Genomic DNA, 21,014 nt, shown 5'->3' with positions numbered 1-21,014 from the left:
ATCCCCCGGTCTTTCCCCCATCCGCCCCGCTCCTGCTCTTTTGCACGACATCCCCGCCGGTCAGGCGGCGAAGGAGATGGTTCATGTGTCCGCTGCGCCCGTGCTGGCGTTGCGAGGGGTCTCGAAGCGGTTCGGCGCCGTTCAGGCCCTGACCGACGTAGAACTCGAGATCCACTCCGGTGAAGTGGTCGCCCTCGTCGGCGACAACGGCGCCGGCAAGTCCACGCTGGTCAAGACGATCGCCGGCGTGCACCCCATCGATGACGGAGTCATCGAGTGGGAGGGCCGTCCGGTCACCATCGGCAAGCCCCACGACGCCCAGAACCTGGGCATCGCGACGGTCTACCAGGACCTCGCCCTGTGCGACAACATCGATGTCGTCGGCAACCTCTTCCTCGGCCGCGAGCTGAAGCGCCGCGGCATCCTGGACGAGGTGGAGATGGAGCGCCGCGCCCGCGAGCTCCTGACCACCCTGTCCATCCGGATCCCCAGTGTCCGGATCCCCATCGCCTCGCTCTCCGGCGGTCAGCGCCAGACCGTGGCCATCGCCCGTTCCATGCTCGGCGAGCCCCAGCTCGTGATCCTCGACGAGCCCACCGCCGCCCTCGGCGTCGAGCAGACCGCACAGGTCCTCGACCTGGTCGAGCGGCTGCGCGAGCGCGGTCACGCCGTGATCCTCATCAGCCACAACATGGCCGATGTGAAGGCCGTCGCCGACAAGGTGGCGGTCCTGCGGCTGGGCCGCAACAACGGTGTCTTCAACGTCGCCGACACCTCGCAGGAAGAGATCATCTCCGCCATCACGGGAGCCACGGACAACGCCGTGACCCGCCGGGCGGCCCGCACCGGGGAGGCTCGCAAGTGAGCACCGAGAACCCAGCCGCCGACCCGCTGCACAAGGCGGCCAAGAACGACGGCGCGGAGGACCACGAGGTGGTCAACCCGGCCGCCGCGGCGGACGCCATCCCCGCCGTGGACCCCCGCCTGCTCGTCCGCGAGCAGGGTCTGTCCGGGTACCTGAGCGAGTTCGGCCGCAAGATGAAGGCCGGAGACCTGGGATCGATCCCGGTCGTCCTCGGCCTGATCATCATCTGGTCCATCTTCCAGGGCCTGAACTCGAACTTCCTCTCCCCGGAGAACCTCACCAACATCGCGATCACGATGGTCGCCACCGGCATGATCGCCGTGGGCATCATCTTCGTGCTGCTGCTCGGCGAGATCGACCTCTCGGTCGGCTCGGTCAGCGGCGTCTCGGGTGCCATCGTCGCCGTCCTGTCCGTCACCCACGGCATGAACGAATGGCTGGCCATCCTCGCGGCCGTCGCCGGCGGCGCCCTCATCGGCTCGATCCACGGCTTCTTCTTCGCCCGGATCGGCGCCCCGGCCTTCGCCGTCACCCTGTCGGGCCTGCTCTTCTGGTCCGGCGCGATGCTGCAGATCCTCGGCAGCAACGGCACGATCAACCTGGACTCCGAAGGCGTCGTCGGCCGGCTGACCACGTACTTCTTCTCGGACGTGGCCGTCGGCTACGGCCTGGCCGCGATCGCGGTGGTGGGGTACTTCCTCGCCACGTTCTTCGACGCGCGCCGCCGCCAGGCCGCCGGGGTGCCCTCCAGGCCGCTCACCGAGATCCTGCTGCGCACCGGCCTGCTCGCGGTGTTCACCTTCGGGCCCGCCATCGTGTTCAACCAGTACAAGGGCCTGCCCCTGGCGGTGGTGCTCTTCCTGCTGGCGCTGGTCGCCACGGACTTCGTCCTGCGGCGCACCACCTTCGGCCGCCAGGTCTTCGCGCTCGGCGGCAGCGTCGAGGCCTCCCGGCGCGCCGGCATCGGCGTCAACCGGGTCCGGATCACGGTCTTCGCCATCGCCGGCACCTTCGCCGCCATCGGCGGTCTCTTCTGGGCCTCCAAGATCGCGGCGGCCAACCAGAGCGCCGGCGCCGGCGACCTGCTGATGAACGTCATCGCGGCGGCCGTCATCGGCGGCACCAGCCTCTTCGGCGGCCGGGGCCGGACCTGGAACGCCCTCCTCGGCGTCATGGTCATCACCTCGATCCAGTACGGTCTGGCCCTGGAAGGCATTGCGACCCCGATCCAGTACATGATCACTGGAGCGGTGCTGCTGGCCACCGTGGTGATCGACTCGGTCACCCGCAAGACGCAGAAGACGGCCGGACGCGCCTGACCGCGCGCCCGGACCGCCCCTCCGCAGCAGCGGACCGGCGGTAAGACCGGTCACAGTGCCCGGTGCCACTCCGTGTGGCGCCGGGCATCCGTGCGTACATCGATGGGCACTCCTGTGCGGATTTACGCCCGAATGTGATGTGTGGGTTCGCTCGGGTGCGTACATGTATGACAAAGGTGTGACCCGCTCAGGACAGCCCGATGACCGTGCCCGCGAGCGGAACATTAGACTCGACAGACCAGCAAGCAACTGCAAGGAGGCACGGGTGCTGCTGACCCGCATCAAGGGACCGCGCGATCTGGACCGGCTCAGCCAGGAGGAGCTCGACCAGCTCGCCGCCGAGATCAGGTCCTTCCTCGTCGACGCCGTCTCCAAGACCGGCGGGCACCTCGGCCCCAACCTCGGGGTGGTCGAACTGACGATCGCCCTGCACCGGGTCTTCGACTCGCCCAAGGACAAGGTCCTCTTCGACACCGGCCACCAGGCCTACGTCCACAAGCTGCTCACCGGCCGCCAGGACTTCGGCAACCTGCGCTCCAAGGGCGGCCTGTCCGGCTACCCCTCGCGCGCCGAGTCCGAGCACGACGTGATCGAGAACTCGCACGCCTCCACCGTGCTGGGATGGGCCGACGGCATCGCCAAGGCCAACGAGGTGCTCGGCCGCGAGGACCACCACGTCGCCGCCGTCATCGGCGACGGCGCCCTGACCGGCGGCATGGCCTGGGAGGCGCTGAACAACATCGCCGCCGCCAAGGACCGCCCGCTGGTCATCGTCGTCAACGACAACGAGCGTTCCTACGGCCCCACCATCGGCGGTCTCGCGAACCACCTGGCCACCCTGCGCACCACGGACGGCTACGAGCGCTTCCTGGCCCGCGGCAAGGAGATCCTGGAGCGCACCCCGGTCGTCGGGAAGCCGCTCTTCGAGACCCTGCACGGCGCCAAGAAGGGCCTCAAGGACTTCATCGCCCCGCAGGGCATGTTCGAGGACCTGGGGCTCAAGTACATCGGCCCCATCGACGGTCACGACATCGAGGCCCTGGAATCCGCCCTCCAGCGCGCCAAGCGCTTCAGCGGGCCGGTCATCGTGCACTGCCTCACCCAGAAGGGCCGCGGCTACACCCCGGCCCTGGAGCATGAGGCGGACCGTTTCCACGCGGTCGGCGTCATCCACCCCGACACCGGTCTGCCCGTCGCCACCGACGCCGCGAGCTGGACCTCCGTCTTCGCCGATGAGATGGTCAAGCTCGGCCACGACCGGGCGGACATCGTCGGCATCACCGCGGCCATGCTCCACCCGGTCGGCCTGAAGAAGTTCGCGGACGCCTTCCCGGACCGGATCTTCGACGTCGGCATCGCCGAGCAGCACGGCGCCACCTCGGCGGCCGGGCTGGCCACCGGCGGCGCCCACCCGGTCTTCGCCGTGTACGCGACCTTCCTCAACCGTGCCTTCGACCAGGTCCTGATGGACGTGGCCCTGCACAAGTGCGGGGTCACCTTCGTCCTGGACCGGGCCGGCATCACCGGTACCGATGGCGCCTCCCACAACGGCATGTGGGACATGTCCATCCTCCAGGTCGTCCCCGGTCTGCGCCTCGCGGCGCCGCGCGACGCCGAGCAGCTGCGCGCCCAGCTGCGCGAGGCCGTCGAGGTCAAGGACGCGCCGACCGTCGTGCGCTTCTCCAAGGGCGTCGTCGGCCCGGCCGTCCCGGCCGTCGGCCGGATCGGCGGCATGGACGTGCTGCGCACTCCCGGCCCCGACGTCACCCGTCCGGACGTACTGCTCGTCTCGGTCGGTGCACTGGCCCCGATGTGCCTGGAGATCGCCGACCTGCTGGACAAGCAGGGCATCACCACCACCGTGGTCGACCCCCGTTGGGTCAAGCCGGTGGACGAGGCGCTCGCCCCGCTCGCGGACGGCCACCGCGTGGTCGTCACCGTCGAGGACAACGGCCGCGCCGGCGGTGTGGGATCGGCCGTGTCCCAGGCCCTGCGGGACGCGGGGGTCGACGTGCCCCTGCGCGACTTCGGCATCCCGCAGCGCTTCCTGGACCACGCCTCCCGCAAGGAGGTCATGGCCGAGATCGGGCTGACCGCGCCGGACATCGCCCGCCAGGTCACCGGCCTGGTGGCCAAGCTGGACGGGCGCTACGACAGCGAGCAGGCCGCCACCGTCGACTAGCCGGCGGACCGACGCGCAGTTGCACGGGACGGGCCGGGAGATCACCCTTGAAGGGGTGGGCCTCCCGGCCCGTTCCCGTTTCTGGGAGGTGCGTCGGTGAGTACGGATCTGAACAGTCCCTTCCGCACCAAGTCGGTCGAGCAGTCCATCCGGGACACCGAGGAGCCGGAGCACGCGCTCCGCAAATCCCTCTCCGCCTGGGACCTGACCGTCTTCGGCGTCGGCGTCATCATCGGCACCGGCATCTTCGTTCTCACGGGCATCGCCGCCCGGAACAACGCCGGGCCCGCCACGGCCCTCGCCTTCGTGGCGGCCGGCATCGTCTGCGCCCTCGCGGCGCTCTGCTACGCGGAGTTCGCGTCCACCGTGCCGGTGGCGGGCTCGGCGTACACCTTCGCGTACGCGTCCATCGGTGAACTGCCCGCCTGGATCATCGGCTGGGACCTGGTGCTCGAATTCGCGCTCGGCACCGCCGTGGTGGCGGTCGGCTGGTCGGGGTACGTGCGCCACCTCATGCAGACCAACCTCGGCTGGGACATGCCCGTCGCGCTGTCCGGACCCGACGCGGGAGGCACCTTCGACCTGTTGGCCTTCCTGCTCATCCTGGCGCTGACCGCGGTCCTGGTCATCGGGACGAAGCTCTCGGCGCGGATCACGGCGATCGTGGTCGCGGTCAAGGTCACCGTGGTGCTGCTGGTCATCATCGCGGGCCTGTTCTTCGTCAAGGCCGACAACTATTCGCCGTTCATCCCCCCGGCCGAGCCGCAGACGGCGGGCAGCGGCCTGCACGCGCCGCTGGTCCAGCTGCTGTTCGGCTACGCGCCCACCAACTTCGGCGTCATGGGCATCTTCACCGCGGCTTCGCTGATCTTCTTCGCCTTCATCGGCTTCGACGTCGTGGCCACGGCGGCGGAGGAGACCAAGAACCCCCAGCGGGACATGCCGCGCGGCATCCTCGGTTCGCTGATCATCTGCACCCTGCTCTACGTCGCCGTGACGCTGGTGGTCACCGGCATGCAGAAGTACACGGAGATGTCACCGACCGCGCCACTGGCCGAAGCCTTCAAATCGGTGAACCAGCCCTTCTTCTCCGGTGCCATCAGTCTCGGGGCGGCCGTCGGCCTGATCACCGTGAGCATGATCCTGCTGCTCGGACAGACCCGCGTGTTCTTCGCGATGAGCCGTGACGGACTGCTGCCGCGCGTCTTCTCCGTCACCCACCCCAAGTACCGCACCCCCTACCGGGCGACCGTCCTGCTCGGTGTGGTCATCGCCGTCGTCGCGGGCTTCACCAGCCTGGAGAAGCTCGCCGAACTGGTGAACATCGGCACCCTGTTCGCCTTCGTGGTGGTCGCCCTCGGCGTGATCATCATGCGCAGGACCCGTCCCGACCTGCACCGGGCCTTCCGCACCCCGTGGGTGCCGGTGCTGCCGATCGTGTCGATCGCGGCCTCGCTCTGGCTGATGCTCAACCTGCCGGCCGAGACCTGGATCCGGTTCGGCATCTGGATGGCGATCGGCATCGTCGTCTACTACGCCTACAGCCGCGGCCACAGCCGGCTGGGCCGCGAGGGCCGCAACGCCAAGTTCTAGGACCGGCCCCGCACACGGGAGCGGGCCGTACGGGGATCCCCGTACGGCCCGCTCCGGCACGGCGGCGGGGGCGTCAGCCCTTGGCCGGGGACTTCTTCGCCGACTCGGGGACCGGGCGGTCGTTGCGCAGCGCTTCCCACAGCTGCGTGGCCTGCGGCTCCGCGACGATCACGCGGTTGGGGTCCACCTTGTCGTAGGCGACCGGCAGCATGATCGTCTGCATGGTGTCGGGGTCCACGCCCTTCATGCTCTGCGCGAAGTCGGACAGCGCGGTGAGCGAGGCGAGGTCGGAGTCGGTCGTCAGGGACTTGGTCCCGGCGTCGGCGAGCTTGTAGAGGCGCGCCGGGTTGCCCAGGGCGTCCTGGTTCTTGATCTCCGACAGCATGGCCATCATGAACTGCTGCTGGAGGCCTATGCGTCCGAGGTCGCTGCCGTCGCCGTATCCGTAGCGCGTACGGACGAACTTGAGCGAGTCGGCCCCGTTCAGCCGGTGCGTGCCCGCGTCCAGCTTGAGGCCGCCCTTGGCCCCGGTCATCGGCTTGTCCAGGGTGACGGTGACCCCGCCGAGGGCGTCCACCAGGCCCTTGAAGCCGGCGAAGTCCACCTCGACGAAGTGGTCCACGCGGACGCCGGACATCTCTTCCACGGTCTTGACCACGCAGGCCGGCCCGCCGAGGCCGTAGATGCTGTTGAACATGGCCCGCTTCTGCGACGGCACCGTCTTGCCGTCCGCGTCCTTGCACTCGGGCCGGGTGACCAGGGTGTCGCGGGGGATGCTGATCGCGGTGGCCTTGGCCCGGCCCTCGGGTATGTGCATCAGCATCGTGGTGTCCGAGCGGGCGCCGCTGACGTCGCCGTGGTCGAGGTCGCCGTTGGCCCCGGCCCGCGAGTCGGAGCCGAGCACCAGGACGTTCTGTGCGCCCGCCACGACCTTCTTCGGCCGGTTGTCGCCGATGGCCTGGTCCAGGTCGACGCTGTCGATGTTCCCGTTGAGGTGGCTGTACGTCCACCAGCCCGCGCCGGCCGCACCCAGGATCAGCACGGCGACCAGCAGCAGGGTGATCCGCAGAATGCGGCGGCGGCGCCTGGGCCGCGCGTGCTTTTCCGTCATGGGGGTGAATCTTAGACACGTATTCGAATGGCCGGAGCCCGCCCCCGGGAAGGGGCGGGCTCCGACGCGAAATGCCTGCCTGCGGGCCGGACTAGGCGGGGACGCTCGCCAGTCCGGGGGCCAGGAACTTCTTGCCGTTCACGCGCTCCGAGACGCCCTCGCGGTCCAGGTACGGCGTGATGCCGCCCAGGTGGAAGGGCCAGCCCGCACCGGTGATGAGGCAGAGGTCGATGTCCTGGGCCTCGGCCACGACACCCTCCTCCAGCATCAGGCCGATCTCCTGCGCCACCGCGTCCAGGACGCGGTCGCGGACCTGCTCCTCGGTCAGGACGCTGTCGCCCTGGACCAGGAGAGCGGCGACCTCGGGGTCGAGCTCCGGCTTGAAACCGTTCTCGGCGTTGTAGACGTAGAAGCCGCGCTTGCCGGCCTCGACGACACGCTTCAGGTTGGGGGAGACGGTGAAGCGCTCCGGGAAGGCGCGGTTCAGGGTCTCGGAGACGTGCAGACCGATCGCCGGTCCGACGAGCTCCAGGAGCACCAGCGGCGACATCGGCAGGCCGAGCGGCTCGATGGCCTTCTCGGCGGTGGCCACCGGGGTGCCCTCGTCGATGACGTTCTGGATCTCGCCCATGAAGCGGGTCAGGATGCGGTTCACGACGAACGCCGGGGCGTCCTTGGTGAGGACCGCGGTCTTCTTCAGCTTCTTGGCGACGCCGAAGGCCGTGGCCAGCGAGGCGTCGTCGGTCTGCTCACCGCGGACGATCTCCAGCAGCGGGAGGATCGCGACCGGGTTGAAGAAGTGGAAGCCGACCACGCGCTCCGGGTGCTGGAGCTTGGAGGCCATCTCCGACACCGACAGCGAGGAGGTGTTGGTGGCGAGGATCGCGTGCGCCGGGGCGACCGCCTCGACCTCCGCGAACACCTTCTGCTTGACGGACATCTCCTCGAACACGGCCTCGATGATGAAGTCCGCGTCCGCGAAGCCCTCGGCCTTGTCCAGGACACCCGTCACCAGGGCGGTCAGGCGGTTGGCCTTGTCCTGGTTGATGCGGCCCTTGCCGAGCAGCTTCTGGATCTCGGCGTGGACGTAGCCCACGCCCTTGTCCACGCGCTCCTGGTCGATGTCGGTGAGGACCACCGGCACTTCCAGGCGGCGCAGGAAGAGCAGCGCCAGCTGGGAGGCCATCAGACCCGCGCCGACGACGCCGACCTTGGTGACCGGACGGGCCAGGGACTTGTCCGGGGCACCGGCCGGCCGCTTGGCGCGCTTCTGGACCAGGTTGAAGGCGTAGATGCCGGAGCGCAGTTCGCCGCCCATGATGAGGTCCGCGAGCGCGGTGTCCTCGGCGTCGAAGCCGGCCTGGAGGTCGCCGTCCTTGGCCGCGGCGATGATGTCCAGCGCCCGGTAGGCGGCCGGGGCGGCGCCGTGCACCTTGGAGTCCGCGACGGCGCGGCCCTTGGCCACGGCCGCGTCCCAGGCCTCGCCGCGCTCGACCTCGGCGCGGACGACCTGGGTGTCGCCCTTGAGGACGTTCGCGGTCCAGATGAGGGACTGCTCCAGGAAGTCGGCGCCCTCGAAGATCGCATCGGCGATGCCGAGTTCGAAGACCTGCTTGCCCCCCAGCTGGCGGTTCTGGTTGAGCGAGTTCTCGATGATCACCGAGATCGCGCGCTCCGCGCCGATCAGGTTCGGCAGCAGGGCGCAGCCGCCCCAGCCGGGGACCAGGCCGAGGAAGACCTCGGGCAGCGAGAAGGCCGGGATGGCCTTCGAGACGGTGCGGTAGGTGCAGTGCAGACCGACCTCGACGCCGCCGCCCATCGCCGCGCCGTTGTAGTAGGCGAAGGTCGGGACCGCGAGGGCCGCCAGACGCTTGAAGACGTCGTGGCCGCCCTTGCCGATGGCGAGCGCCTCGTCGTGCTGCTTCAGCAGCTCGACGCCCTTGAGGTCGGCGCCGACCGCGAAGATGAACGGCTTGCCGGTGATGCCCGCGCCGACGATGGAGCCGGCGGTGGCCTCCTGCTCGACCTGGTCGATCGCCGCGTTCAGGTTGGCGAGGGACTGCGGGCCGAAGGTGGTCGGCTTGGTGTGGTCGAAGCCGTTGTCCAGCGTGATGAGCGCGAAGCGCCCGGCGCCGAACGGCAGGTCCAGGTGGCGGACGTGCGCGGACGTGACGACCTCGTCCGGGAACAGCTCGGCCGCACCCTTCAGGAGCTCAGCGGTGGTGCTCACTTGGAGTCTCCCTCGGCGTTGAAGTTCGGGTTCTCCCAGATGACCGTGGCGCCCATGCCGAAGCCGACGCACATGGTGGTCAGGCCGTAGCGGACGTGCGGCTGCTCCTCGAACTGCCGGGCCAGCTGCGTCATCAGGCGCACGCCCGAGGAGGCGAGCGGGTGGCCGAAGGCGATGGCGCCGCCGTACTGGTTCACGCGGGCGTCGTCGTCGGCGATGCCGTAGTGCTCCAGGAAGGCCAGCACCTGTACGGCGAAGGCCTCGTTGACCTCGAAGAGGCCGATGTCGTCGATGGTCAGGCCGGCCTGGGCCAGGGCCTTCTCGGTCGCCGGGATCGGGCCGTAACCCATGACCTCCGGCTCGACACCCGCGAAGGAGTACGAGACCAGGCGCATCTTGACCGGGAGGTTGTTCTCGCGGGCGAAGTCCTCGGAGGCGATGATCGCGGCCGTGGCGCCGTCGTTGAGACCGGCGGCGTTGCCCGCGGTGACCCGGCCGTGCGTACGGAACGGGGTCTTCAGGCCGGCCAGGTTCTCCAGCGTGGTGCCCGGGCGCATCGGCTCGTCGGTGGTGACCAGGCCCCAGCCCGTCTCACCGGCCGCCTCGTTGGTGTTGCGGACCGAGATCGGCACCAGGTCCTGCTGGATCTTGCCGTCGGCGTACGCCTTTGCGGCCTTCTCCTGCGAGCGCACGGCGTACTCGTCGGCGCGGAGCTTGGTGATCGTCGGGTACCGGTCGTGCAGGTTCTCGGCGGTCATGCCCATGAACAGGGCGGACTCGTCGACCAGCTTCTCGGAGACGAAACGCGGGTTCGGGTCGACGCCCTCGCCCATGGGGTGGCGGCCCATGTGCTCGACACCGCCGGCGAGGGCGACATCGTACGCACCGAAGGCCACGCCGCCCGCGACGGCGGTCACGGCGGTCAGCGCGCCGGCGCACATGCGGTCGATGGAGTAGCCCGGGACGGACTGCGGGAGGCCCGCGAGGATGCCGGCCGTGCGGCCCAGCGTCAGGCCCTGGTCGCCGATCTGCGTGGTCGCGGCGATGGCGACCTCGTCGATCTTCGCGGGGTCCAGGTCCGGGTTGCGGCGCAGCAGCTCCCGGATCGCCTTCACGACGAGGTCGTCGGCGCGGGTCTCGTGGTAGATGCCCTTCGGGCCCGCCTTGCCGAACGGGGTGCGGACGCCGTCGACGAAGACGACGTCCCTGACGGTACGAGGCACGTTGGCTCTCCTCCAGGTGCGGGTGTGCACTGCTGCGCGGGGGCGTGCTCGGCATGTGTTGCTGAGCGCCCGCTCACCCGGCCCATGCTACTTGCGGGTAACCAATGTGCACACCCCCTCCCCGAGGAGCGGTGAAGGTCACACTGCCACGGGCACCGCGGCGGGCGCGTGAGCCGGGCCGTCGGCCATCGCCGAGGCCATCGGGGCCGAGGAGCGGAAGACCTCCGCGACGAAGGACCGGCGCCTCGTCCCCAGGGTGCGCAGGGCCGCGCCGTGGTCGACGGCGACCAGCAGGCCCGCGCAGCCCACGAGTCCGCGCCAGCCGGCCGTGACGGCCCGCCGGGCCGGCCGCGGGAGGCGGGCCAGTCCCTCGTGCAGGCGCAGGCAGTGGAAGGGGACGTGCCGCTGCTCGTCCGCCAGGATCCGGCCCGCCACCTCGCGGGCGGACGGATCCGTGGCGCCGTCGCGCAGGGCCCGGTAGTACGTGAGGGCCACCACCTCGGCGACCATCAGCACCAGCAGCTCCACCCTCAGCCCGAGCAGCCGGCGCACCCGGACGAAGGCCGCGTCGCTCCAGTGGCCGTCGAGAACCACGGCCCCGGCCGCCGCCAGCAGCAGGGCGAGCATCCGGGCGTGGTTCTGCTCCTCGGCGACGAACAGCCGGGCGGCCGCGGCGTACACGGGATCGCCCGCACGGTCCGCCTTGGCGAGGAGCGCGGAGCCGTCTCCGTCCTCGCCGACCTGGAACTTCTGGATGCTGCGGACCAGTTCGGGGGGCAGCTGCGCCCCCGAGCGCCAGTCGGGGTCCCCCAGCGCGGCCCGGCGCGCCTTCGCGGCCTCGAACTCGTCCACCCATGCCGCGTACCCGGTTTTGATCATGTTCAATAATCTAGCTGTCGTTGAGCGTGTTCAAAAGGCTGGCCGTGTCATGAGCGCGTAACAAGAAGACCCCCGGCCTCGGGCCGGGGGTCTTCTGGGTCGGTGCGGGTCAGGCGGTCGCGGCCAGGGCCGTGACCAGGGCCCGGGTCACCTGCTCGATCTGCCAGGGGCGTGCCCCGTAGCCCGCCAGGGCCTGGGCCACCGCCTCCGCCTCCAGCCGCTGCGGCGGCTCCCAGCAGAGCCGGCGGACCGTGTCCGGGGTGATCAGGTTCTCCTGGGGCAGGTTCAGCCCCTCGGCCAGCTCCGAGACGGCCGCGCGGGCCGCAGACAGCCGGGCCGCGGCGGCCGGGTCCTTGTCGGCCCAGGAGCGCGGCGGGGGCGGACCGGCCGGGGTCGCCCCCGGCTGCGGCAGAGCGTTCTCGGGCAGGGTCCTCGCCCGGTCGACGGCCGCCATCCACTGGTCCAGCTGGCGCCGGCCCATGCGCTGCCCGTAGCCGGGCAGCGCGGACAGGGCCTGGGCGTCCGCGGGGAGGGCCAGGGCGGCCTCGACGATCGCCGCGTCGCCCAGCACCTTGCCGGGGGACACGTCACGGCGCTGCGCGATCCGGTCCCGGGACTCCCACAGCTCCCGTACGACCGCCATCTGCCGGCGGCGGCGCACCTTGTGCATGCCCGAGGTGCGCCGCCAGGGGTCCTTGCGCGGCGGTGCGGGCGGTGCGGAGGCGATGGCGTCGAACTCCTGCCGGGCCCATTCCAGCTTGCCCTGGCGGTCCAGCTCCTTCTCCAGCGCGTCCCGCAGGTCCACCAGCAGTTCCACGTCCAGGGCGGCGTAGCGCAGCCACGGCTCGGGGAGCGGGCGGGTGGACCAGTCGACGGCGGAGTGGCCCTTCTCCAGCGCGTAGCCGAGCACGCTCTCGACCATCGCGCCGAGTCCGACCCGCGGGAACCCGGCCAGGCGGCCGGCCAGCTCGGTGTCGAAGAGGGAGGTGGGCACCATGCCTATTTCGCGCAGGCACGGCAGGTCCTGGGTGGCGGCGTGCAGGATCCACTCGGTGCCGGACAGGGCCTCGCCGAGGGCGGAGAGGTCGGGGCAGCCCACCGGGTCGATCAGCGCGGACCCGGCGCCCTCGCGGCGCAGCTGCACGAGGTAGGCGCGCTGGCCGTAGCGGTAGCCGGAGGCGCGCTCGGCGTCGACGGCGACGGGTCCGGTGCCTGCGGCGAAGGCGGCGACCACCCGGGCGAGCGCGTCCGCGTCGGCGACGACCGGAGGGATCCCCTCACGGGGCTCCAGCAAGGGAATCGGCAGCCCATCGGACGGAGCTTCGTCGTCCGGAGGGCCGCCCCCGGTGGTGGTGCGCAGGTGTGCTGCGGTCTCTTGGGCGTCGGTCACCGGTCAAGGGTATCCGTGGATGCGACGCGCCCGTCGCCGGAACGTTCCGTCGACGGGCGCGCGGTAGGGGTGCGGACGTTCCCCGGGGTTCACCGGAGGGTTTGCTAGTGGATGATCCCGGTCCGCAGTGCGACGGCGACCATCCCGGCCCGGTCGCCGGTGCCCAGCTTGCGGGCGATGCGGGCCAGGTGGGACTTGACGGTCAGGGCGGACAGGCCCATCGAGACGCCGATGGCCTTGTTGGACTGGCCCTCCGCGACGAGGCGCAGGACCTCGACCTCGCGGCCGGAGAGCTCCCGGTAGCCGCCCGGGTGGCTCGGGGCACCCGGGGGGCGGCGGTGCATACGGGCGGCGGCAGCGCCGATGGGGGCGGCGCCGGGCCGGGTGGGGAGCCCGATGTTGGTCCGCGTACCGGTGACGACGTAGCCCTTCACTCCGCCCGCGAGGGCGTTGCGCACGGCGCCGATGTCATCGGCGGCGGACAGGGCCAGGCCGTTGGGCCAGCCGGCGGCGCGGGTCTCGGAGAGCAGGGTGAGACCGGAACCGTCGGGCAGGTGTACGTCGGCCACGCAGATGTCGCGCGGGCTGCCGACGCGGGGGCGGGCCTCCGCAATGGACGAAGCCTCGATCACGTCACGTACTCCGAGTGCCCACAGATGGCGGGTCACGGTGGAACGCACGCGCGGGTCGGCTACGACGACCATGGCCGTCGGCTTGTTCGGGCGGTAGGCGACCAGGCTTGCGGGCTGCTCGAGAAGAACGGACACCTAGGCCTCCTGGGGGAGTGGCGGGACGGCCGGCTCGGGGAAGGAAGCCGGTGCGAACCGTGCGGATGGTCACTGACTCCTTCGGCACGTCACCCGCCCGGCTTTAGGGAATGATCACGATTTGGTGAGTAACAATTCGGGCAATTCGGACGCACGATCGATCATAGGGTGATCAGAAGCCCACAACGGGCGCCCGGTTCCGACACATGACTGAGGGCTCGGCCGTCCGTTCCCGTCCGCGCTCCCGCGGGGGCGGCCGTACGGCCCTGCGGCTACGGGTGGTGCGGACCGCGCCGCTGTGGCAGGGAGACCACGCCCGTCGCGGTCTCGGTCGGACCCACCGGGGGCAGGCCCGCGATCTGGCACAGCAGCTCGCACCACGCCGCCAGGTGGGCCGCGGTGTCGGGCACCCCGCCCACCACCTCGCGCGGCGTCCACGAGGCTCTGATCTCGATCTGGGTCGCCGGCCGCCGCTCCGCGAGCCCGCCGAAGTAGTGCGAGCCGGCCATGGTCACGGTCCCGCTCGCCTCCCCGTAGGTGAGCCCGCGCGCGTCCAGCGCACCCTTCAGCCAGGACCAGCACACCTCGGGGAGGAGCGGGTCCGCGGCCATCTCCGGCTCCAGTTCCGCCCGGACGAGCGTCACCAGCCGGAACGTCCCATGCCAGGCCTCGTGCCCGGCGGGATCGTGGAGCAGGATGAGCCGGCCGTCGGCCAGGTCGTCCTCACCGTCGACGACCGCCGCCTCCAGGGCGTAGGCGTACGGGGCCAGTCTCCGCGGGGGCTTCGTGGGGTCGATCTCGATCCCCGGGCGCAGCCGGGCCTTCTTCAAGCCGTCGACCGCCCGGCGGAACGGGAGCGGGACGGAGCTCTCCTCCGCGCTGTCCATACCGTCAGCGCCATCTGAAAATCGTCCCTGAGCCGCAGCCATGCGGGGAAGACTAGGCGGAAGCGGCGCCCGTACGGCGCAGGGACACCCGCGCCGGGCCGGGCACTTCTTCATACGTGCGAAGATTTGGCGCGTGAGCGCCAACGACAGCCCGACGGGCCACCCGAGCCAGACCTACGATTCCGCCTTCCTGAAGGCGTGCCGGCGCGAGCCGGTCCCGCACACGCCCGTGTGGTTCATGCGGCAGGCCGGCCGGTCGCTCCCGGAGTACCGCAAGCTGCGCGAGGGCACCCAGATGCTCGAGTCGTGCATGCGGCCCGACCTGGTCACCGAGATCACGCTCCAGCCCGTCCGCCGCCACGGCGTGGACGCGGCGATCTTCTTCTCCGACATCGTGGTCCCGCTGAAGGCCATCGGCATCGACCTGGACATCAAGCCGGGCATCGGCCCGGTCGTCGCCCGCCCGATCCGCCGCCGCGAGGACCTCGCACAGCTGCGCGACCTCACCCCTGAGGACGTCTCGTACGTCACCGAGGCGATCGGCATGCTCACGGGTGAACTGGGCTCCACTCCGTTGATCGGCTTCGCGGGTGCGCCTTTCACCCTCGCGAGCTACCTCGTGGAGGGCGGCCCGTCCCGCAACCACGAGCACACCAAGGCGCTCATGTACGGGGACCCCCAGCTGTGGGCGGACCTGCTCGACCGTCTCGCGGAGATCACCTCCGCCTTCCTCAAGGTCCAGATCGAGGCCGGCGCCTCCGCCGTCCAGCTCTTCGACTCCTGGGTCGGCGCCCTCGCCCCGGCCGACTACCGGCGCTCGGTCATGCCCGCGTCCGCGAAGGTCCTGGAGTCCGTCGCCTCGTACGGGGTCCCGCGCATCCACTTCGGCGTGGGCACCGGCGAGCTGCTCGGCCTGATGGGCGAGGCGGGCGCGGACGTCATGGGCGTCGACTACCGGGTCCCGCTGGACGAGGCCGTCCGGCGCGTCGGCCCCGGCAAGGCGCTCCAGGGCAACCTGGACCCGGCGGTGCTCTTCTCCACCCCCGAAGCCGTCGAGGCCAAGACCGACGAGGTCCTCGCGGCCGCCGCGGGCCTGGAGGGACACATCTTCAACCTGGGCCACGGCGTCCTCCCGACGACCGACCCCGAGGCCCTGACGCGCCTGGTGGACTACGTCCACACCCAGACCGCGCGCTGACCCGGAGCACGATCGAAACGTCGGTTCTGTGCCGTGCATGACATGGCACGGACCGGCGTTTCGCATGTCCGGCGGAGAGACCCCCTACGGGGCCCGGTGCCTCGTGCGGCGCAGGCACGACCGGCTCGACGGGCCGCGGTACCCCGGGCACCTCTACGTCCACGCGGACGGCCGGACCTCCCTCGGCCGGTTCGAGGCGACCGACCTCGCCGGGCCGGGGAAGCCGCTCGCCTCCGGGAGGATCGCACTGCGGCCGGACCGGCCGACCGCTGCGCATCCTGGTGACCGATCCGGGCGAGCGCGCCGACGGGGACGTCGGACCCGAAGTGGCGGCGCAGATGCACCGCGGCGCCCTCGACTCCTCCGCCCGAGCCCTCGCCGGCGCCCGGCACCGCACCTCGGGGCGATGCACGGCACCGGCAGACCGCGGGCCCGGCCGACGGGATCCGGACGGGACGACCTAGACCCCCGCCGAGCGGACCGCGGAGACCGCCTTGCGGGCCGCCACCAGGACCGGGTCCCAGACCGGGGAGAACGGCGGGGCGTAACCCAGGTCCAGGGAGACCATCTGGTCCACCGTCATGCCCGCGGTGAGCGCCACCGCGGCGACGTCCACCCGCTTCGCCGCTCCCGCGCCGCCGACGATCTGGACGCCGAGGAGGCGGCCCGTGCGGCGCTCCGCCAGCATCTTCACCGTCATCTCCGCCGCGCCCGGGTAATAGCCCGCCGTGTTGGTGGAGGTGATGGTGGCCGTCACGAACCGCAGGCCCGCCTCCAGGGCGTCCCGCTCGCGCAGGCCCGTACGGGCGATCTCCAGGTCGCAGACCTTGCTCACCGCCGTGCCCACCACCCCGGGGAAGGTCGCGTACCCGCCGCCCACGCCCGAGCCGATCACCTGGCCGTGTTTGTTGGCGTGCGTGCCCAGCGGGATGTGCCGGGTGCGGCCGGCGACCAGGTCCAGGACCTCCACGCAGTCACCGCCCGACCAGATGTCCTCGTGGCCCCGGACCCGCATCGACAGGTCGGTGAGCAGACCGCCCGAGGTGCCCAGGGGCAGCCCCGCGGCGCGCGCCAGCCCCGTGCGCGGCTCGACGCCGATGCCGAGCACGACCACGTCCGCCGGGTACTCCTCGCCGGTCGCCGTGGCCACCGCGCGGGCCCTGCCGTCCTCGTCCGTCAGGATCTTCGTGACCTCGGCGCGGGAGACCGTGCGGATCCCCATGCCGTTCATCGCGCGGTGCACCAGCCCGCCCATGTCCGGGTCCAGCGTGGCCATCGGCTGCGCGCCGCGGTGCAGCACCGTGACCTCGTAGCCCCGCCCCACCAGGGCCTCCGCCATCTCCACGCCGATGTAGCCCGCGCCCACCACCACGGCCCGGCGGCCCTCCGTACGCTCCAGCGTCGTCATCAGGCGCCGGCCGTCGTCCAGGCTCTGGATGCCGTGGACGCCGTGCGCGCCGATGCCGGGGAGCCGGGGGCGGACCGGACGGGCACCCGTCGCCAGGACCAGCTTGTCGTAGCCCGTCCAGTACTCGGATCCGCCGTCCAGGTCGCGGGCGCGGACCCGGCGCCCGGCGAGGTCCAGCTCCACGACCTCGGTGCGGGTGCGCAGGTCGATGTGGCGGGCGCGGTGCTCCTCGGGGGTGCGGGCGATCAGGTCGTCGGGTCCGGCGACCTGCCCGCCGACCCAGTACGGGATCCCGCACGCCGAGTACGAGCTGTGGTGCCCGCGCTCGAAGGCGACGATCTCCAGCTCGTCCGGGCCCTTGAGCCTCCGGGCCTGTGACGCGGCGGACATCCCCGCCGCGTCACCGCCGATCACCACCAGTCGTTCCGTCGCCATCGTCCGCACCGTCCGCACCGTCCTCCGTCGTCGTCTTCCGGAGGGACACGCTACGGGCGAATGGCCGTGCGTCGAAGGAGCGTTCGGACCGCCGGACCCGGCGTCCGCGGTCCGGACCGCCGGACCGGGCCTCCGGGGGCGGGTGTCAGGACCGGGGACCGCCGTCCTGCGCGGGCGCCTGCGCCTGTGGCCCGGCCCCCGCCGCGGTGCCCGCGGGAGCGGAACCGGCCGCCGGGGCCGGCTCCCGCCGGGAGGCGGGGACGCTCCTCGGGACCAGGCCCGTCCGCGGCCGCGCCGGCCGCACCCGCCGGTACAGCCGGAACCCCAGCAGCCCCACGGCGGCCACCGCCGCGAACGGCAGCAGCGCGCCCGCCGCCAGCATCAGGTACCGCACCACGGTCGTGAAGACGTCCCAGCCGCCGCGCAGGGCGTCCGTGAACGCCGGCTCCTTCTCCTTCTTCTCCGCCACCGGGGCCGGAGCCGGCTCCGAGACCTCCAGGGTGATCGTGCCGAGCGAGGTCTGGTCCTTCAGCGCGTTCTGCTGGGCCTGCAGCGACTCCAGGTCGGACTGCCGCTTGCTCAGCTCGCCCTCCAGCATGACCACGTCGCCCAGGGCCGAGGCCTTGCCCATCATCTCCCGCACCCGGGCCACGCTGGCCTGCTGCGAGGCCACCCGGCTCCCGATGTCGGCGACCCTCTCCGTCACGTCCTGGGCCTCGACCTTGCGGTGGAGGAGCTTCCCGCTGCCCTCCATCGCCGCGAGCACGGAGTCGTAGCGTTCGCCCGGCACCCGCAGGGTCACCGTCGAGGTCATGCGGCCGTCCCCGCCGCGCTTGGTGGACTCGTTGCCCACGTACCCGCCCGCGCCGGCGGCCGCCGCCCGCGCCGCGGCCAGGGCCTGCTGCACGTCGGCCGTCTCGATGCCGAGGGTCGCCGTGCGGATCACGTGGGGGCGTACGGCGGCCGGCGGCTGCGCGTTCTTGTCCGTGCCCGCCGAGGAGGCGGCCCCGGGCCCCTTCGCCGCCTCCCCGCCCTGCGCGGGGGCGGGTGCGACCGCCGCCTTGTCGGAGGAGGCGGCCCGCTCGCCGTCCGCACCGCAGCCGGTGAGGGCGAGCACCCCGGCCAGGGAGAGGACGGCCAGGGCGGCCGCGGAACGCTGTCTGCTGACGGTCTGCATCTCAGTAAACCCCGAGGTTCGGCTGGTGTTGCCGTTTCGACGTCCGAAGTCCCCGCCCGGGTTTCGTCGCCACGGTCCCGGACCGGTCCCGATGAGGTCACGGTCCGGCCTCGCCGACCGGTCTGAGACGATGTGTCCATGCACGAAGCGGACATGCGTACGGACCGGGCGGACCGCACCGGCGCCCCCGGCCACGTCGTCGTCATCGGCGGCGGCATCGCGGGCCTCGCGGCGGCCCACCGGCTGCTCGCCGGCGGCGTCCGCGTCACCCTGCTGGAGGCCGGACCCCGGCTCGGCGGCAAGCTGCGCGCCGGGGAACTGGCCGGCGCCCCCGTCGACCTCGGCGCCGAGTCCCTCCTCGCCCGCCGTCCCGAAGCCGTGGACCTCGCCCGGTCCGTCGGCCTCGGCGAGGCCCTGCAGTCGCCCGCCACGGCCACCGCCCACCTGTGGACCCGGGGCGCGCTGCGGCCGATGCCGCGCGGCCACGTCATGGGGGTCCCCGGAGACCTGGGGCCGCTCGCCGCCTCCGGGGTGCTCTCCGCCGAGGGGCTGGCCCGCATCGAGGCCGAGCGCGAGCTGCCTCCCGCCGAGATCGGCGAAGACGTCGCCGTCGGCGAGTACGTCGCCGCCCGGCTGGGCCACGAGGTCGTCGACCGGCTGGTGGAACCCCTGCTCGGCGGGGTCTACGCGGGCGACGCCTACCGCATCTCGATGCGGGCGGCCGTCCCCCAGCTCTTCGAGGCCGCCCGCACGCACCGCTCGCTGGGCGAGGGCGTACGGGAACTCCAGCGCCGCGCGGCCGCGCAGCCGCAGGCCGCCGGCCCCGTCTTCGCCGGCATCGACGGAGGCATCGGACGGCTCCCGGCCGCCGTCGCCGAGGCCTGCCGCCGCGCCGGGGCCCGGATCCTCACCGACGCACCCGTGCGCGAGGTCCTCCGTACGGCAGAGGGCTGGCGGGTCGTGGCCGACGCCGAGGCCGTCGACGCCGACGGCGTGATCCTGGCGACCCCGGCCGGGCCCGCCGCGCGCCTGCTGGACCGGCTGCTGCCCGCGGCGGCGGCGGAGCTGCGCGGGGTCGGGTACGCCTCCATGGCCCTGGTCACCCTGGCGTTCCGGCGCTCCGAGCTGCCGGACGCGGTCACCGGGGGCGGGGCCAGCGGCTTCCTCGTGCCGCCCGTCGACGGACGGACGATCAAGGCCTCCACCTTCTCCAGCAACAAGTGGGCCTGGGCCGGGGCGGATCCCGAGCTCTTCCTGCTGCGCACCTCGGTGGGCCGGTACGGGGACGAGGGCGAGCTGAAGCGGGAGGACGGCGAACTCGTCGGGGTGTCCCTGGCCGACCTCGGCGAGGCCGTGGGCCTGACGGCCCGGCCGGTCGCCTCCACCGTCACGCGCTGGGACGGCGGACTGCCCCAGTACCCGGTCGGCCACCTGGACCGGGTCGCCCGGATCCGGGCCGCCGTCGCTGCCCTGCCGGGCCTGGCCGTGTGCGGCGCCCTCTACGACGGGGTGGGCATCCCGGCGTGCATCGCGAGCGCCGGGAAGGCCGCGGAGGCGGTGACCGCCGCTTTCGGGACCCCTGGCACCGACCACTGATCAGCACACGGGACAATAGGCACATGACTGCTCCAGAGAAGATTCCCAACGCGGGGAAGAAGGCGAAGGACCTGAACGAGGTCATTCGCTACACCCTGTGGTCCGTCTTCAAGCTGAAGGACGTCCTGCCCGAGAACCGCGCCGGTTTCGCCGACGAGGTCCAGGAGCTGTTCGACCAGCTGGCCGCCAAGGACATCACCGTCCGCGGCACCTATGACGTCTCCGGCCTGCGCGCCGACGCGGACATCATGATCTGGTGGCACGCGGAGACCTCCGACGAGCTGCAGACCGCGTACAACCTGTTCCGCCGCACCAAGCTGGGCCGCGCCCTGGAGCCGGTGTGGTCGAACATGGCCCTGCACCGCCCGGCCGAGTTCAACAAGTCGCACATCCCGGCCTTCCTGGCCGACGAGACCCCCCGCGACTACGTCAGCGTGTACCCCTTCGTGCGCAGCTACGACTGGTACCTGCTGCCCGACGAGGACCGTCGCCGCATGCTGAAGGACCACGGCCTGATGGCCCGCGGCTACCCGGACGTGCGTGCCAACACCGTCGCGTCCTTCTCGCTGGGCGACTACGAGTGGCTGCTGGCCTTCGAGGCCGACGAGCTGTACCGCATCGTCGACCTCATGCGTCACCTGCGCGCCTCCGAGGCCCGCATGCACGTCCGTGAAGAGGTGCCCTTCTACACCGGGCGCCGCAAGTCCGTCGCCGATCTGGTGGCCGGGCTCGCCTGATACCTCCCCTGGGGGGA

16 protein-coding genes are annotated in these 21,014 nt (G+C 71.8%); 7 read left to right on the top strand and 9 right to left on the bottom strand.

All coding sequences use genetic code 11. The annotated features are described in order from the left end of the window. Positions 1-76 precede the first annotated feature (76 nt). The 4 genes from ACFWUZ_RS09935 to ACFWUZ_RS09920 all read left to right on the top strand — a co-directional run bounded on the left by ACFWUZ_RS09935 (position 77) and on the right by ACFWUZ_RS09920 (position 5,959). Positions 77-865, top strand: a complete 789-nt coding sequence (locus ACFWUZ_RS09935; protein WP_384370008.1) for an ATP-binding cassette domain-containing protein — start codon at positions 77-79, stop codon at positions 863-865. A 26-nt stretch (positions 866-891) separates the two neighbouring features. Beyond that, positions 892-2,184 (top strand): sugar ABC transporter permease, encoded by a 1,293-nt coding sequence (locus ACFWUZ_RS09930; protein ID WP_384370324.1) that lies wholly within the window; start codon positions 892-894, stop codon positions 2,182-2,184. 265 nt (positions 2,185-2,449) lie between these two features. After that, the gene (gene dxs / locus ACFWUZ_RS09925) at positions 2,450-4,366 is read left to right on the top strand and encodes a 1-deoxy-D-xylulose-5-phosphate synthase (RefSeq protein WP_384370005.1); all 1,917 of its coding nucleotides are present in this window, start codon (positions 2,450-2,452) and stop codon (positions 4,364-4,366) included. 96 nt (positions 4,367-4,462) lie between these two features. Beyond that, entirely contained in the window at positions 4,463-5,959 is a 1,497-nt protein-coding gene (locus tag ACFWUZ_RS09920) for an amino acid permease (RefSeq protein WP_384370002.1), read from the top strand. 73 nt (positions 5,960-6,032) lie between these two features. Here the strand turns inward: ACFWUZ_RS09920 and ACFWUZ_RS09915 are convergent, their stop codons facing one another. The 7 genes from ACFWUZ_RS09915 to ACFWUZ_RS09885 all read right to left on the bottom strand — a co-directional run bounded on the left by ACFWUZ_RS09915 (position 6,033) and on the right by ACFWUZ_RS09885 (position 14,488). Continuing rightward, positions 6,033-7,070 (bottom strand): LCP family protein, encoded by a 1,038-nt coding sequence (locus ACFWUZ_RS09915; protein WP_384369999.1) that lies wholly within the window; start codon positions 7,068-7,070, stop codon positions 6,033-6,035. 91 nt (positions 7,071-7,161) lie between these two features. Continuing rightward, positions 7,162-9,300, bottom strand: coding sequence for a 3-hydroxyacyl-CoA dehydrogenase NAD-binding domain-containing protein (locus ACFWUZ_RS09910; RefSeq protein WP_384369996.1), 2,139 nt, complete (start codon positions 9,298-9,300; stop codon positions 7,162-7,164). After that, positions 9,297-10,523: an acetyl-CoA C-acyltransferase gene (locus ACFWUZ_RS09905; protein ID WP_366864286.1), complete on the bottom strand. Its 1,227-nt coding sequence runs from the start codon at positions 10,521-10,523 to the stop codon at positions 9,297-9,299. Before ACFWUZ_RS09905 ends, ACFWUZ_RS09910 begins: the two co-directional genes overlap by 4 nt. A 138-nt stretch (positions 10,524-10,661) precedes the next feature. Then, positions 10,662-11,402: a ferritin-like domain-containing protein gene (locus ACFWUZ_RS09900; RefSeq protein ID WP_384369993.1), complete on the bottom strand. Its 741-nt coding sequence runs from the start codon at positions 11,400-11,402 to the stop codon at positions 10,662-10,664. Positions 11,403-11,511: 109 nt separating this feature from the next. Next, positions 11,512-12,792: an HRDC domain-containing protein gene (locus tag ACFWUZ_RS09895; protein WP_384369990.1), complete on the bottom strand. Its 1,281-nt coding sequence runs from the start codon at positions 12,790-12,792 to the stop codon at positions 11,512-11,514. Between the two features lie 104 nt (positions 12,793-12,896). Beyond that, a complete protein-coding gene (locus ACFWUZ_RS09890; RefSeq protein ID WP_007267191.1) occupies positions 12,897-13,559 on the bottom strand; it encodes a response regulator transcription factor in 663 nt (220 codons plus the stop codon). A gap of 272 nt (positions 13,560-13,831) precedes the next feature. Then, positions 13,832-14,488: a DUF3000 domain-containing protein gene (locus ACFWUZ_RS09885; protein WP_384369987.1), complete on the bottom strand. Its 657-nt coding sequence runs from the start codon at positions 14,486-14,488 to the stop codon at positions 13,832-13,834. A gap of 91 nt (positions 14,489-14,579) precedes the next feature. On the opposite strand from ACFWUZ_RS09885, the gene hemE reads away from it, so the two are divergent. Beyond that, positions 14,580-15,644: a uroporphyrinogen decarboxylase gene (gene hemE, locus ACFWUZ_RS09880; protein ID WP_384369984.1), complete on the top strand. Its 1,065-nt coding sequence runs from the start codon at positions 14,580-14,582 to the stop codon at positions 15,642-15,644. Positions 15,645-16,104: 460 nt separating this feature from the next. Here the strand turns inward: hemE and ACFWUZ_RS09875 are convergent, their stop codons facing one another. Further along, entirely contained in the window at positions 16,105-17,487 is a 1,383-nt protein-coding gene (locus tag ACFWUZ_RS09875; protein WP_384369981.1) for an FAD-dependent oxidoreductase, read from the bottom strand. 145 nt (positions 17,488-17,632) lie between these two features. Next, the gene (locus ACFWUZ_RS09870; RefSeq protein ID WP_384369978.1) at positions 17,633-18,664 is read right to left on the bottom strand and encodes a DUF4349 domain-containing protein; all 1,032 of its coding nucleotides are present in this window, start codon (positions 18,662-18,664) and stop codon (positions 17,633-17,635) included. A 138-nt stretch (positions 18,665-18,802) separates the two neighbouring features. Here ACFWUZ_RS09870 and hemG point away from each other — a divergent pair, with 138 nt between their 5' ends. Both hemG and hemQ read left to right on the top strand, forming a co-directional pair. Further along, positions 18,803-20,260, top strand: a complete 1,458-nt coding sequence (hemG, locus tag ACFWUZ_RS09865; RefSeq protein ID WP_384369975.1) for a protoporphyrinogen oxidase — start codon at positions 18,803-18,805, stop codon at positions 20,258-20,260. A gap of 23 nt (positions 20,261-20,283) precedes the next feature. Beyond that, positions 20,284-20,997 (top strand): hydrogen peroxide-dependent heme synthase, encoded by a 714-nt coding sequence (gene hemQ, locus ACFWUZ_RS09860; protein ID WP_254384570.1) that lies wholly within the window; start codon positions 20,284-20,286, stop codon positions 20,995-20,997. Positions 20,998-21,014 lie beyond the last annotated feature (17 nt).

Source organism: Streptomyces sp. NPDC058646, assembly GCF_042716875.1.
Classification (GTDB): Bacteria; Actinomycetota; Actinomycetes; order Streptomycetales; family Streptomycetaceae; genus Streptomyces.
The sequence above is the reverse complement of the archived record's forward strand: the minus strand, read 5'-3'. Positions and strand labels throughout refer to the sequence as shown.